17 protein-coding genes are annotated in these 13,010 nt (G+C 54.9%); 7 read left to right on the top strand and 10 right to left on the bottom strand.

The features are described 5' to 3' along the window. The first annotated feature begins 34 nt into the window (after window positions 1–34). The 5 genes from OYT1_RS13225 to arsB are packed head-to-tail and all read left to right on the top strand — an operon-like array spanning window position 35 to window position 2,658. Window positions 35–358, top strand: coding sequence for an ArsR/SmtB family transcription factor (locus OYT1_RS13225; RefSeq protein WP_456298212.1), 324 nt, complete (start codon window positions 35–37; stop codon window positions 356–358). Between the two features lie 21 nt (window positions 359–379). Continuing rightward, a complete protein-coding gene (locus tag OYT1_RS13220; protein WP_062627324.1) occupies window positions 380–877 on the top strand; it encodes an arsenate reductase ArsC in 498 nt (165 codons plus the stop codon). An 11-nt stretch (window positions 878–888) separates the two neighbouring features. Further along, on the top strand, window positions 889–1,275 hold the full coding sequence (gene arsD, locus OYT1_RS13215) for an arsenite efflux transporter metallochaperone ArsD (protein ID WP_084612047.1): 387 nt from the start codon (window positions 889–891) through the stop codon (window positions 1,273–1,275). Next, window positions 1,272–1,616, top strand: coding sequence for an ArsA-related P-loop ATPase (locus OYT1_RS13210; protein ID WP_062627325.1), 345 nt, complete (start codon window positions 1,272–1,274; stop codon window positions 1,614–1,616). Before arsD ends, OYT1_RS13210 begins: the two co-directional genes overlap by 4 nt. A 19-nt stretch (window positions 1,617–1,635) precedes the next feature. Beyond that, window positions 1,636–2,658, top strand: coding sequence for an ACR3 family arsenite efflux transporter (gene arsB, locus OYT1_RS13205; RefSeq protein ID WP_062627326.1), 1,023 nt, complete (start codon window positions 1,636–1,638; stop codon window positions 2,656–2,658). Window positions 2,659–3,012: 354 nt separating this feature from the next. Here arsB and OYT1_RS13200 read toward each other — a convergent pair whose 3' ends face one another. The 10 genes from OYT1_RS13200 to OYT1_RS13155 all read right to left on the bottom strand — a co-directional run bounded on the left by OYT1_RS13200 (window position 3,013) and on the right by OYT1_RS13155 (window position 11,450). Then, window positions 3,013–5,787, bottom strand: a complete 2,775-nt coding sequence (locus OYT1_RS13200; protein ID WP_062627327.1) for a sensor domain-containing diguanylate cyclase — start codon at window positions 5,785–5,787, stop codon at window positions 3,013–3,015. Between the two features lie 538 nt (window positions 5,788–6,325). Then, window positions 6,326–7,069, bottom strand: a complete 744-nt coding sequence (locus OYT1_RS13195; protein ID WP_062627328.1) for a uracil-DNA glycosylase — start codon at window positions 7,067–7,069, stop codon at window positions 6,326–6,328. After that, window positions 7,066–7,500 carry a ribosomal protein S18-alanine N-acetyltransferase gene (gene rimI, locus OYT1_RS13190; protein WP_232013195.1) on the bottom strand — a complete coding sequence of 145 codons (435 nt, stop codon included), beginning with the start codon at window positions 7,498–7,500 and terminating at the stop codon, window positions 7,066–7,068. Before rimI ends, OYT1_RS13195 begins: the two co-directional genes overlap by 4 nt. Further along, window positions 7,497–8,189, bottom strand: coding sequence for a tRNA (adenosine(37)-N6)-threonylcarbamoyltransferase complex dimerization subunit type 1 TsaB (gene tsaB, locus OYT1_RS13185; protein ID WP_062627329.1), 693 nt, complete (start codon window positions 8,187–8,189; stop codon window positions 7,497–7,499). Before tsaB ends, rimI begins: the two co-directional genes overlap by 4 nt. Beyond that, window positions 8,189–8,662 carry a 2-C-methyl-D-erythritol 2,4-cyclodiphosphate synthase gene (gene ispF, locus OYT1_RS13180; protein WP_062627330.1) on the bottom strand — a complete coding sequence of 158 codons (474 nt, stop codon included), beginning with the start codon at window positions 8,660–8,662 and terminating at the stop codon, window positions 8,189–8,191. The genes tsaB and ispF overlap by 1 nt, the downstream gene beginning before the upstream one ends. 62 nt (window positions 8,663–8,724) lie before the next feature. Then, window positions 8,725–9,399 carry a 2-C-methyl-D-erythritol 4-phosphate cytidylyltransferase gene (gene ispD, locus OYT1_RS13175; protein ID WP_062627331.1) on the bottom strand — a complete coding sequence of 225 codons (675 nt, stop codon included), beginning with the start codon at window positions 9,397–9,399 and terminating at the stop codon, window positions 8,725–8,727. After that, window positions 9,392–9,889, bottom strand: coding sequence for a D-glycero-beta-D-manno-heptose 1-phosphate adenylyltransferase (gene rfaE2, locus OYT1_RS13170; RefSeq protein WP_062627332.1), 498 nt, complete (start codon window positions 9,887–9,889; stop codon window positions 9,392–9,394). The genes ispD and rfaE2 overlap by 8 nt, the downstream gene beginning before the upstream one ends. Continuing rightward, window positions 9,889–10,482, bottom strand: a complete 594-nt coding sequence (locus tag OYT1_RS13165; protein WP_232013194.1) for a BON domain-containing protein — start codon at window positions 10,480–10,482, stop codon at window positions 9,889–9,891. Before OYT1_RS13165 ends, rfaE2 begins: the two co-directional genes overlap by 1 nt. Continuing rightward, on the bottom strand, window positions 10,482–11,072 hold the full coding sequence (locus OYT1_RS13160) for a phosphoheptose isomerase (RefSeq protein ID WP_062627333.1): 591 nt from the start codon (window positions 11,070–11,072) through the stop codon (window positions 10,482–10,484). Before OYT1_RS13160 ends, OYT1_RS13165 begins: the two co-directional genes overlap by 1 nt. Window positions 11,073–11,105: 33 nt before the next feature. Beyond that, a complete protein-coding gene (locus OYT1_RS13155; RefSeq protein WP_062627334.1) occupies window positions 11,106–11,450 on the bottom strand; it encodes a YraN family protein in 345 nt (114 codons plus the stop codon). 80 nt (window positions 11,451–11,530) lie between these two features. On the opposite strand from OYT1_RS13155, the gene rsmI reads away from it, so the two are divergent. Both rsmI and OYT1_RS13145 read left to right on the top strand, forming a co-directional pair. Continuing rightward, window positions 11,531–12,397: a 16S rRNA (cytidine(1402)-2'-O)-methyltransferase gene (gene rsmI, locus OYT1_RS13150; protein ID WP_062627335.1), complete on the top strand. Its 867-nt coding sequence runs from the start codon at window positions 11,531–11,533 to the stop codon at window positions 12,395–12,397. 41 nt (window positions 12,398–12,438) lie between these two features. Further along, window positions 12,439–13,005: a flavodoxin family protein gene (locus OYT1_RS13145; protein WP_062627336.1), complete on the top strand. Its 567-nt coding sequence runs from the start codon at window positions 12,439–12,441 to the stop codon at window positions 13,003–13,005. Window positions 13,006–13,010 lie beyond the last annotated feature (5 nt).

The following is a 13,010-nucleotide window of genomic DNA, read 5'->3' as shown; positions in this document are numbered from 1 at the left end:
CACTTAAATAATCGTTTAACAATTTAAATCTAAAATGATGGAACCAGAACAGGTAGTGAAAGCGTTAGCGGCACTAGCGCAGCCGACGCGTTTGGCAATTTACCGACTACTGGTGGTAAGCGGGCCAGAAGGATTGGCGGCAGGGCAGATCGCGGAGAAGCTGAAAGTGTCGCCTGCCAATATGTCGTTCCACTTCAAGACGCTCAGTCATGCTGGGCTGGTGGAAAGTAAGCAGGATGGCCGCTTCGTCTACTACGCCGCAAATTTTACGGTGATGAATGGCATGGTGGATTATCTGACCGAGAACTGTTGTGGTGGTAACGATGCGGTATGCAGGACACCCCTTAAGAAATGTTGATAACTTCAAAGGAAGAATGGAATGAGTGATAAACAATACAACGTACTGATTCTATGCACAGGTAACTCCGCCCGCAGTGTGTTGGGCGAAGTGCTGTTCAATGTGTTGGGCAAAGGTAAATTCAAGGCGTACAGCGCTGGGAGCAAACCTGCAGGCAAGGTCAATCCTGGTGCTATCGAGTGGTTGCAGGAACATGGTCACAGTACCGAAGGTCTGCGCAGCAAGAGTTGGGACGAGTTCGCCGCTCCGGGAGCGCCTGAATTCGATTTCGTATTCACCGTTTGCGATAACGCAGCGGGCGAGGTATGCCCTGTGTGGTACGGCGCTCCGATGACTGCGCATTGGGGCATTCCAGATCCCGCACATATCGAAGGCGACGAGGCGCGTCGTGCGGCATTCAATAAAGCTGCGGAGCAGTTGGCGCGTCGTATCGGTTTGTTCATGGCATTACCTATCGAGAAACTCGACAAACTGGCCTTGAAAGACCACTTGAGCGAAATCGGTCGCACTAAAGATTGATAGAGGCTGCCATGAAGAAGCTACAAATATTCGATCCAGCACTTTGTTGTAGTACCGGTGTGTGTGGAACTGAAGTGGATCAGGCATTGGTGGATTTCAGCGCTGATGTGGATTGGCTTAAACATGCCGGTGGTCAGATTGAACGCTTCAACCTCGCGCAGCAACCGATGGCCTTTGCCGACAGCGCAGTGGTCAAAGGATTCTTGGAGCATTCCGGGGCGGAAGGACTGCCGTTGATTTTGCTCGACGGAGAAATCGCGATGGCTGGACGTTATCCCACTCGCAAAGAGTTGGCACGCTTCGCTGGATTGTCTGAATCCTTACCGCACCCACCGGACATACCTTGTTGCTATTGGATGCGACAGGTGCCTACCACCGCGAAGTCGCGCGCAACATGAAAGACAGCACGCGTTTCACCACACCGATGATGCAACTCCAAAATCAGGAACACACGCGGATACTCATCGTGACGCTGGCTGAAACCACGCCCGTATTGGAGGCTGCGAACCTGCAAGAGGATCTGCGCCGTGCAGGCATCGAGCCGTGGGCATGGATCGTCAACCAAAGTCTTGCAGCAGCCCATCCTGCTTCTAGACTGTTGGCGTTGAGAGCTGAACAGGAATGGAAACAGCTTGAATCAGTCCAGCAGGAATACGCGAGCCGCATCGCAGTCGTCCCTGTGCAGGCTGAGGAGCCTGTTGGTATTGATGCTTTGCGTGCACTAGCTGAATCTGACTGAACCAAACTTAGGAATAATCATGAGCATCTTTGAACGTTACCTCACCCTCTGGGTCTTCCTCTGCATCATCGTCGGTGTGGTGTTAGGGCAGGCCATCCCTGAGCCGTTCCATTGGCTCGGCACCTTGGAGGTCGCCAAGGTCAACATCCCCGTCGGTTTGTTGATCTGGGTGATGATCATCCCCATGTTGTTGCGTATCGACTTCGGCGCGTTGCATGAGGTGAAGAAACACTGGCGCGGTATCGGTGTCACCTTGTTCATCAACTGGGCGGTCAAACCGTTCTCGATGGCACTGCTAGGCTGGTTGTTCATTCGCCATCTATTCGCACCGTATCTGCCTGCCGAACAACTCGATAGCTACATCGCAGGATTGATCTTGCTTGCGGCAGCGCCGTGCACCGCGATGGTCTTCGTGTGGAGCAGGTTGGTGAATGGTGAGCCTTTGTTCACCTTGAGCCAGGTGGCACTCAACGATGCCATCATGGTGTTCGCCTTCGCACCATTGGTAGCCTTGTTGCTCGGCATGTCTGCCATCATCGTGCCGTGGGACACCTTGCTGGTGTCTGTGTTGCTCTACATCGTTTTGCCTGTGTTCATTGCGCAAATATGGCGCAAATGGTTGTTGTCGCGCGGCGAACAAGAGCTTCAAACCACTTTAGAGAAACTGGGCCCTATCTCAATCTCTGCGCTGTTGTTGACCTTGGTGTTGTTGTTCGCATTTCAAGGTAAAGCTATCGTTGAGCAGCCGCTCATCATTCTGATGCTGGCCGTGCCTATCACCATCCAGGTCTACTTCACCTCGGGATTGGCCTACTGGTTGAATCGTCGGGTAGGCGAAGTACATTGCGTGGCAGGCCCTTCAGCCTTGATTGGCGCATCCAACTTCTTCGAATTGGCGGTCGCAGCTGCCATCAGTTTGTTCGGGTTTGAGTCGGGTGCGGCCCTAGCTACCGTGGTGGGTGTGCTAATCGAAGTACCGGTGATGTTGAGTGTGGTGTATCTCGTGAAACGGAGTCAGGGGTGGTACCAATCCGAACGTTGATATGGCCAAGTAATTTTCCTGTGTCCTCAATCATGGCGTGCGAATGAAAGTGAACTGCGCGGCATCTGATCCAGCCGTATGAGTGATCCTCATGCGACGGAAGACTTGCTCCGGGAAGCTTTCGTCAAAGCCATGTGTCAGAGGCGGACTTTTGCAGTCCGGTAATGCCTGTGTGTGGCTGGACACGTACCAAGCAAATAATCTTGAGTAGTTTGGACATTAGTTGTGAGGCATCGTCCGAGGTTTGACCATTCAAAATTATGATCCAAAGCTTCCGCAAAGTGGACGGGGCGGTATTCATTACTCTCTAAATAGCTCGCGTTAGTTGTGCAGTTTTCGATATGAATGGGCTTCTCAATGACTCGTGTCGCTGAAGTAAATCTGATTGCGCCCCAATTCCTTTGCCTTATACATTGCGTTGTCTGCCCCCTTCAAGATGTCGTCCGGATGTTGCTCATGACCAATAAACAACACTACACCTACACTCGAAGTGCATTGGTGCACCACTAGGCTTTCCGCATTGCCCAATCGCTTGTTTTTCAGCAGATACGGCTTTGCTAGAGCAAGGCGAATATTTTCCGCAATGATGCCAGCATGTACTGCGGATTCGGATTTATTCACATCCAGTTCATTGATCATTACCACAAACTCATCACCACCGAATCGCGCAACGGTATCTATTTCACGCACACAACCGTTTATTCGGTGTGCTACTTCCACCAATAGCGAGTCGCCAACAACATGTCCATACGTATCATTAAGCGGCTTGAAATTATCCAAATCCAAGAACATCAGAGCGCAATAATGTCCACTGCGCTTACTGGCCGCCATTGCATGAGTCAATCGATCGTATAACAAGCGACGATTTGGGAGGAGCGTCAATGCATCATAAAAGGCAAGATTACGTATTTGGTCTTCAGCCAACTTGCGATTAGTTATGTCAACGAATGTTGCAACTGCCCCTAGCATTATGCCGTTACTTATGATTGGTTGTGACCTGTACTCTACGGGAATAGCAATGCCATTCTTATTCCAGAACACCTCATCTGAGACGTGGATTTCCTGACCGTGTAGAAACGCGTTGTACATTTTGCACTCCGAAGCTGGGTAGACGGTGCCATCAGGGTGTGAGTGATGAATGAGTTCATGTACATGCTTGCCGATAATTTCATCAGCATGTCCATATCCTAGAATGCGTAAAAATGATCGATTCACAAACGTGCAGTTACCATTCATATCGACACCATATGCCCCCTCAGCCATCGAGTTGAGCAACGAATGCATTTTCTGATGTGATTCTTGTAGAGCCAACTCAGATAGTTTTCGCTCGGTGATGTTTAGCCCAGCTCCGCGTAACCCAATTACATTACCTTGACTGTCGTGGATGGGAGTTCCATTGACTTCCTCCCAAACGATCGCGCCCGATTTTGTAATGTCGCGGTGCTGCAAATTGAATGGCGCTTTGTCCGCGATCGCCCGATTGACGATTTCACCCACACCAGCAATATCATCGGGGTGCATAAATTCCATCGGCGTATGTCCAAGCAACTCTTCTGGCGAGTATCCCTTCACGTTTGTAGAACGGTTAGACACATAGGTGTACCTCATTTTGGTATCGATTTCCCACAGATATTCCCCAGCAGCATTACTCACATCTTGGAAGCGCTGTTCGCTGTAACGAACCTTTTCCTCTGAAAGCTGGCGCTCACTGATATCACGATTTGATGCTCTACGACCGAGGAACTCCCCCGCTTGGCCAAACACTGATTGACAGGCATGCTCCAACCATCGGACTTTTCCATCGGGTAGGACGATGCGGAAATCAAACTCGCAAGGCGGATCCGATGCTTGATGAAGCTGCAAGTGGGATTTCAGTCGAGCCTGGTCATCTGGATGGCAGATGTTAAGCAAGAGATTCGGGTCAGCCATGAACGCTTCTGCTGGCCGCCCCGTGATGCGCTCGCAGGAGGGCGAGCAGTAGAGATAGCGCCCATTTGAGTCAAGCCAGGTTTCCCAGTCATAGGCGAAATCTGCGACCGTACTGAATTTTAATTTTTCAGCGGCAAGAGTTTTCCAAGAGCGCACTAATTGCCAGATGACTAAGGCGAACAAAATCAACAAAACTCCTGTAATCCATACAACCTTGAGCCAAAGTCCATGCCGAATGGCGTTCAACGAACTCTTAGGGAAATGTGCAACGGATTTCCATACATATTGCCGTGCCCCCACTTCTCCGCTGCTTGGAGTGAACGCATCGACAGCACCAGTGCTGGATTTTTCAGTGACCTTAAGCGGATATGTCGTCTCCCATGTCCACAAACCATCTTCGAGCTCCAATTGGCCGGTTTCGGCGTTACTGATATGCTCCCACGCTAATGGTGCACGTGTTTTCATGCTGAGTTCGGGCCGTTTGAACATGAACCCCCACTCGTCGTTCGGATTGGGGCTCTTAAGCCAATAGCCCTCTCCATTGATGATCATGCTGTGATCGGCGATTCTGGCGGTCGCATCTGAGTATGCTGTTAGCAATTCATTGCCAAAGTAATTAAGTATGACAATGCCGCGTTTGTTTCCTTGCCGATCGGAAACGGGGGTGGCAATACGCAGCATTGGTTTGTAAGGTACCTCGATGCTGTTTTGTTCGATATTGAGGTCGAGTGGCGAAACGAATACTTCGTTTGGTTTGAGTTTGATGGTGTCGGAGAAGTAATAGCGCTGACCTTTGTTTTGCAGCTTTTCGGTCGGGATCACCACTGCTTTGCCTTGCAAATAATCGACCCGCACCTTCTCCATTCCGTGCTGGTCAATCCAACGTATCTGATCGTAATGCCCTAGGCTTGCAGAAAATATCGAGAAATCTTCAGCTAAATGCGCGAGATTCTTTTGAGTAGGCTGCTCTATCGCAGCGCGCAGGGCGGTGTGCCTAGATAGAAACATCAAGTCATGACTAACAAATCCAATCTTGTTAGACAGCGCACCTGCGCCTAGCTTGATATATGCCGATTCTTGATTGCGTATTTGTGTCAGCTCGTACTCAATCGCTTGATTGCTATAGAAGGCTGAGCCTACTAATACCAACAAAACAATTGGCAAATAAAGCCGAAGAAAGCTGAATGGAGAAATGTTCATTTAACTGCCATTCGAATTATCAAATACACCACTGGCTAGTGGCGCAAAGGCAAATCTGAATTTAGTAGGCAGGGTCATTTAACGCGCCAAATGACTTTGTGTCAATCCTGCTGACCGCTTCTGGGACGCTCCCCCTCGATACAAATCTGCATTACTAAAATAATCACCGCATCCCTGCATCCCTTTGCAGATTCATTCGTCTTCACTGCAATAAATTCGCAAGCTTTTTTTGCTCAATGTCATCGTGAGGTTTGCCCTGTACGAAGTGCTTAAGCTTTTGTCTCATGTGCTGGTGGGATGGCTACCTGTGACGAGCGGAATGCATCTTTACGACGCACTGCCATTTTCCTTCTACGGCCTTTTGCTACTGTTAGCCGGAGTGTTCCGGCGAAAACCATCAAAAACAATCGCGAAGCGCTGTCAGTGCGGGCGGTAGTTATAGTTTGGTGCGTATGGCTACACGAGAGTGCAAGCGGCATGCGATCGATAAGTTGATTGCGGCACATACAACGCCCGATGATTTCGCATGAGAAGTCAGCTAAGGCTGAATGAGTTTTTCCATGGTTGCTACGGCTAGGCACAGGTCTTGCCAAGCTTTGGCCTTTTCGGTAGGCGAGCGCAGCAGATAGGCGGGGTGATATGTGATGATGAGAGGGACTCCGTTGAACTCATGTAATTGACCGCGCAAGGAGCCTAGTGCCGCGTCGCGCCCAAGCAGAGATGTGGCGGCAGTTTTACCCAGCGCGACGATGAGCTTGGGCTGTATCAACTCGATCTGGCGCCGCAAATAAGGCAGACATTGCGTAACCTCGTCGGCTTCCGGTGTGCGGTTGGCGGGGGGGCGGCATTTCACGATGTTGCCGATATAGACGTTATTGCTGCGTTTGAGTTTGATGGCGGCCAGCATGTTGTCGAGCAGCTTTCCTGCTTGGCCGACGAAGGGCTCGCCTTTGATGTCCTCGTCCGCGCCGGGGCCTTCGCCCACGATCATCCAGTCGGCTTGCTCGTCGCCGACGCCGAACACGGTCTGGGTGCAGGTCGGGCGTAGCTTGCAGTCGGTGCAGTCTTTTACTTTTTCCTTCAATTCTTCCCAGCCCAGATTGGCATAAGGCGAAGGCTGATTGGCGGTTGAAACTGGGGCGGTGAGCCGTTTCATCTCGGATTCCGGCGGTGTAGGCTGTTGCGGTGCGACGGCGACGGAGGACGTTACTGCCTCCGCATCGCGGCGTACCCACAGGGGATAAAGGTTCAATTCGCGCAACAGCGCGTTGTCGTGGCTCACAGCCGTTTCTCCATCAGAATCGCGTCTTCGCGCCCGTTCGCTGCCGGATAGTAACCTCGGCGTCGGCCGATCTCGATGAATCCAGTCTTGCAGTACAGCGCCAGCCCAGCGGTGTTGGATGGACGCACTTCCAAGCACAGCCGTTCAAAGTTGTACGACTGAGCTTGCGACTCCAGCCATTGCATCAAATGGGTCGCCAAGCCTAGGCGTTGGCTGCTTGTCGCCACGCCTATGGTCAGTAATTCCGCTTCGCCCACGCCCAGCATCAGCACGGCATAGCCGCGCAGCACTCCGTCAAGTTCGTCCACCCAGCCTGAGTAACCGGATGCTAGAGCATCCGCGAAATTGCCGCGTGTCCACGGATGGGCGTGCACGGCTTGCTCGATGGCCAACACCGCATCCACATCCGCTAGCGTCATGGCTCGGATCACGCCGCTGCTCCGCGATCTAGGCGCTCCTGCGTGGTCAGCGCCACTTTGTCACGCAGGTAAAAGGGCGCGGCCAACGCAGCATCCATTCCAGCACCGGTGGCGAATAAAGGCGCAGCCAGACGGGCGATGGCGGCGGCTTGTGGAATGGCGGTGCCATCGCTGCTTGCCAGCTGTCCGGCATAGCGGTTGGTTAGTGCCTCACTGTGCGCGGCAAAGCCGCTGCCCACGCCGAACCAGTCGGAACCAACCAACAACGGCGCGACTTCTGCCTTACAAAGATTTGGCTCAATCACCGTCATCCAGCCGCCGTCGCGCTGTTCGTAAGCCGCGTGGTAGATCTCGCCCATCCGCGCATCGAGCGCTGCGATCACCTTGTCCTTGCCGCTGGCCTCGGCCAATGCTAGCAAAGTGCAGATGCTCACCACGGGCAGATTCGCTCCTAGCGCCAGTCCTTGTGTTACCCCGCAAGCGATACGCACGCCGGTGAATGAGCCGGGGCCGGAGCCGAAGGCGATGCCGTCCAGCTCGCCCAGCTTTACGTCCGCCTCGCGCAGCACGCCATCCAGCATGGGCATCAGCAACTCGGAGTGCTTCTGCCCCACCAGCTCACAGCGCGATGTCAGCGCACCGTCCTGCCACAGGGCGACGGAGCAATATTCGGTGGAGGTTTCGAGGGCGAGCAGGCGCATTACGCCACCAGCAACAACGCTACCGCCTGCGCCGCGATGCCTTCGCCGCGTCCGGTGTAGCCCAGTTTTTCGGTGGTGGTGGCTTTCACGTTCACCGCTTTCATCGCTACGCCCAGATCGGCGGCGATGTTGGCGGTCATCGTGGGAATATGCGGGGCCATTTTGGGGGCTTGGGCGATGATGGTGGCATCCACATTGCCGATGCGGAAGCCTTGCGCTTCGATCTTGCGCGCCACGTCGCGTAGCAAGATGCGGCTGTCGATGTCTTTGAATTGCGCGTCGGTGTCGGCGAAATGTCGTCCGATGTCGCCCAGCGCGGCCGCGCCCAATAGCGCGTCGCAGATGGCGTGCAGCAACACGTCCGCATCAGAATGGCCGAGCAGGCCTTTTTCGTAGGGGATGTCCACCCCGCCGATGATGAGCTTGCGCCCTGTTACCAGTTGGTGAACGTCAAAACCTTGGCCGATACGCATGTTTTCCTTAACTCCGGTTGGCGCGTTTACGCACCTGTATGGTTCTGGTGCGCAAGCACACCCTACCCGTTCAAAAGTAATTCCGCCAACCGCAAATCCTGCGGGTAAGTCACTTTAAAATTGGTCGAGTCGCTGGCGACCAATTTGGGCGACAAGCCCAGCGCTTCGATGGCGGAGGCTTCGTCGGTGACCTCGATTGCGCTATTGAGCGCCTGCGCCAGCAGTCCGGCGCGGAACATCTGCGGCGTCTGCGCACCCCACAGGCCGTTGCGGTCTTCGGTGCGGGCGATGCGGTTGCTCTCACCGGCGCGCTTGAGGGTGTCGGCCACCGGCGCAGCGAGGATGCCGCCGACCGGGTCGTCGCGCAGCTCGGTTATCAGTTTTTCCAGATGCGCCTGGGTCAGGCAAGGCCGGGCGGCGTCATGTACCAGCACCCAATCGTCCGGCTCCAGTTCCGACATCAGGAGGCCGTTGAGTACGCTTTCGGCGCGGGTCGCACCGCCGCAATACAGTAGCTGCAACTTATCACCCAAGCACGACCAGTCGTAGCCTTTGAACCATTCGTCCTGCGGCGACAGCACCACGAACACGGTGGTCAATTGCGGACAGGCGCATAGGGTTGCCAGCGCGTGGTAGATCAGCGGGTGTCCAGCCAACGGCAAGTATTGCTTGGGCAATTCGCTGCCCATGCGCGATCCGGAACCGGCGGCGGGGACGAGGGCGTGGAACTCAGCCATGTGCGCGGATCTTCTTCAGCAGCGCGGTGGTGGAGCGCTGGTGTTCGAACGGGATGCTGTGGACACTGCCGCCGCGTGCTAGCACTTCTGGTGCGCCGACGATGTTTTCCGGCGTCCAGTCGCCGCCCTTGACCAACACGTTCGGCTGACAGGCGAGAATGAGATTGAGCGGCGTATCTTCGTCGAATACCACCACCAGGCTGACCGACTCCAGCGCAGCCAGCACGGCGAGACGGTCGTCCTCGTGGTTGACCGGTCGGTCGTCACCTTTACCTTGACGCTTGACCGAGGCATCACTATTGACCCCAACGATGAGCGATGCACCTAGTGCGCGAGCTTGCGCCAGATAGGTGACGTGGCCGAGATGTAGCACGTCGAAACAGCCATTGGTGAAGACAACGGGATGCGGCAACTGCGCCGCCCGCGCCGCAAAATCAGCGGGCGCGCACAGCTTTTGTTCGAATACGGGTGCGGAGTACGACAGGCTCATCAGTGTTTGGCTGGAGGCAGCGGGCACTCGATGTATTCGAATACTTTGACTACGCGCTGCGCACCGCCGGTGGTGCTGGCGATCTCGGTGGCGGCATCGGCCTCAGGCTGACAGACCAAGCCCATCAGGAACACGGTGCCGTTCTCGGTGATCACTTTCACATGGTTGGTATGGAAAGCTTGGCTGCCGACGAAGCGAGCCTTCACATTTGAAGTCACGAGCGCATCACTGCTACGTGAAGTCAAGCTGCTTAGCCCGGAGATGGTCAACTCATTGGTCGAGCCCTTCACGTTCTGCTGGTTAGCCACGATGCGGCCAATATCGGCTTTGATCGCCTCGTCCGGCACTTCCCCCGTGATCAGCACGTGGCGGTTGTAGCTGGTGACATTGACGTGGATGTTTTGGTTCTTTTTGTATTTGGTCAGGATCTCGTTCAACGCTTTGTTCTCGATAGCCTCGTCCTCAACATAAGCGCCGGAGGTGCGGCGATCCGCCACCATCAATGCGCCAGCACCGACGATCACAGGGGCAACGCAGCCTTGCAGGGCGCCGACCAAGGCAAGAGCCAACAGGGAAATTTTCATCGATCGCATTATTCGTCTCCTAACAGTAAGTAGTCGATTCCGTCGCACAGGCAGTGCAACGCTAATAGGTGGATCTCTTGGATGCGCGCCGTGCTATTGGCGTTGACGCAAATGTGAATGTCACCCGGCTCCAGCACCTTGCCCATGCCACCGCCGTCGCGCCCGGTCAGTGCTACCACGATCATCTCGCGCTCATGCGCAGCATGGATGGCCTCGACCACATTACCGGAATTGCCGCTGGTGGAAATGGCCAACAAGACATCACCGTGCATGCCCAAGCCGCGTACCTGCTTGGAAAAGATTTGGCTGAAATCGTAGTCGTTGGCGATGGAGGTCAGCACCGAGCTGTCAGTGGTTAGCGCGATAGCGGCCAAGCTGGGGCGCTCGATCTCGAAGCGGTTGATGAGTTCGGCGGCAAAATGCTGGGCATCGGCTGCTGAGCCACCGTTGCCGCAAGCGAGTATCTTGCCGTCATTGGTCAAGCAGTCAAGCATGGCTTGTGCCGCAGCTTCTATCGGGAGGGAAAGTTCTTCGCGCAAAGACAGCTTCAGTTGTGCGCTTTCCTGAAAGTGTTTGTTGATGCGTTTGGTCAGGCTCATAGCGAATATCGAAGGCGATGATAGCTGCGCATCTTACCATGCACTGAAAGCATTCTTAATCCATTCAAGCGACTCGCCAGTGTTCTGCAAAAGTACGGCATCGAAGCGGCAGGGCGGCGTGCGCGGTAGTTGCGTCAGATAATGCTGAGCGGCGAGGATAAGTTTACGTTGCTTGTGGCTGTCGATGCTGGCGGCCGCACCGCCGAAATCGCTGCGTGAGCGGAGCCTTACTTCGGTGAACACCAGCGTATCGCCGTCTTGCAGGATCAAATCGATTTCCCCGTAACGGCAACGGTAGTTGCGAACCGTTAGCTTCAGGCCTTGCCTGACTAGAAACTCGGCAGCGAGTTGTTCGGCCTGCGTGCCACGGTTGCTCATCGCTGACTTTCCGGCGAAGTGGCGCAGGTGCAGGTGCTCACGTATAGTACGCGGCAAATCATCTCTGGAATCCTCGGCCTGTGCATACCTCTGCCCCCCTTAAACTCGAAGCCGCATTGTATGTCGTCGCCACCCCCATCGGGAACCTGCGCGACATCAGCTTGCGCGCGCTCGACACATTGGGTGCCGCTGACACCATTGCTGCTGAAGACACCCGCAATACCCGCCATCTACTCAATGCCCACGGCATCAGCGATGTACGCTTACTGGCGCTGCACCAACATAACGAACGGGGCGCGGCGGAGAAGATCATCGCGCAATTGGCGCAAGGTCTAAGCGTCGCCTTGGTGACGGATGCGGGAACGCCCGCCGTGAGCGACCCCGGCGCATTGCTGGTGGATGCCGTGCGCGCGGCAGGTTTTCGTGTCATTCCTATTCCCGGGGCGAGTGCAGCTGTTGCCGCGCTGTCAGCGTCCGGCTTAGCTAATCCACATTTCCTGTTCTACGGCTTCCTGCCCAACAAATCGTCGGCGCGTAGCTCGGCGCTGCAAGCGTTGATTGAGCATCCCTATTCTCTGGTGTTTTATGAAGCGCCACATCGCATCCTCGAATGCGTCGCTGATCTGCACGCTGTATTTGGCGGCGAGCGCGAACTGGTATTGGCGCGCGAGATCACCAAGCTGTTCGAGAGCATCCATCGTTGCAAACTCGCCGACGCGCTGGATTGGCTGAACAGCGACCCTAACAAGCAGCGCGGCGAATTCGTGCTGCTTGTGTCTGGCGCAACGCCACAACCTGAAGGCTTGAGTGCTGAAGCCGAGCGCACACTGAGTTTGTTACTCGAAGAGCTGCCGCTCAAGCAGGCGGTTCAGCTTGCCACCCGCATCACTGGATTGGGACGCAACGAGTTGTATCAGCGCGCTCTAGCACTCAAGGATTCAGCCTAAATCGGCTGCGCAATTTTTTCTTAACCCTTTAGGAGACGTAGATGGCAACAGTGGCAGTGGTGTATCACAGCGGTTATGGACATACGGCAAAGCTGGCGCAATCGGTGGCGGAGGGTGCTCAAGCGACTTTGGTCGCCATTGATGCCGAAGGCAATCTGACCGAAGCGCAATGGGCGACGCTGGATGCCGTCGATGCCATTGTGTTCGGTTCGCCGACCTACATGGGATCGGTAAGCTGGCAGTTCAAGAAATTCGCCGACGCATCATCCAAGGCGTGGTTTCACCAGAAGTGGAAGAACAAGGTCGCAGCAGGATTCACCAATTCCGCCACCATGAATGGCGACAAGCACTCGACCTTGCATTACTTCATCACCTTGGCGATGCAACAGAGCATGATTTGGGTCGGCACCGGCATGATGCCGTCCAACGCCAAAGCGGCGCAGCGTAACGATGTGAACTACGTCGGCTCGTTTGCGGGCGCGATGGCGAGCACGCCGTCCGATGCCTCGCCCGATGAAGTGTGGCCCGGCGATTTGGAAACCGGGCGACTGTTCGGTCAGCGCGTGGCCGAGGTGGCAGCGCAGTTTGTGGCGGGACGGAGGAGTTGAGAAAA

This window comes from Ferriphaselus amnicola (assembly GCF_000974685.2).
In the GTDB taxonomy this organism is placed as follows: domain Bacteria; phylum Pseudomonadota; class Gammaproteobacteria; order Burkholderiales; family Gallionellaceae; genus Ferriphaselus; species Ferriphaselus amnicola.
The sequence above is the reverse complement of the archived record's forward strand: the minus strand, read 5'-3'. Positions and strand labels throughout refer to the sequence as shown.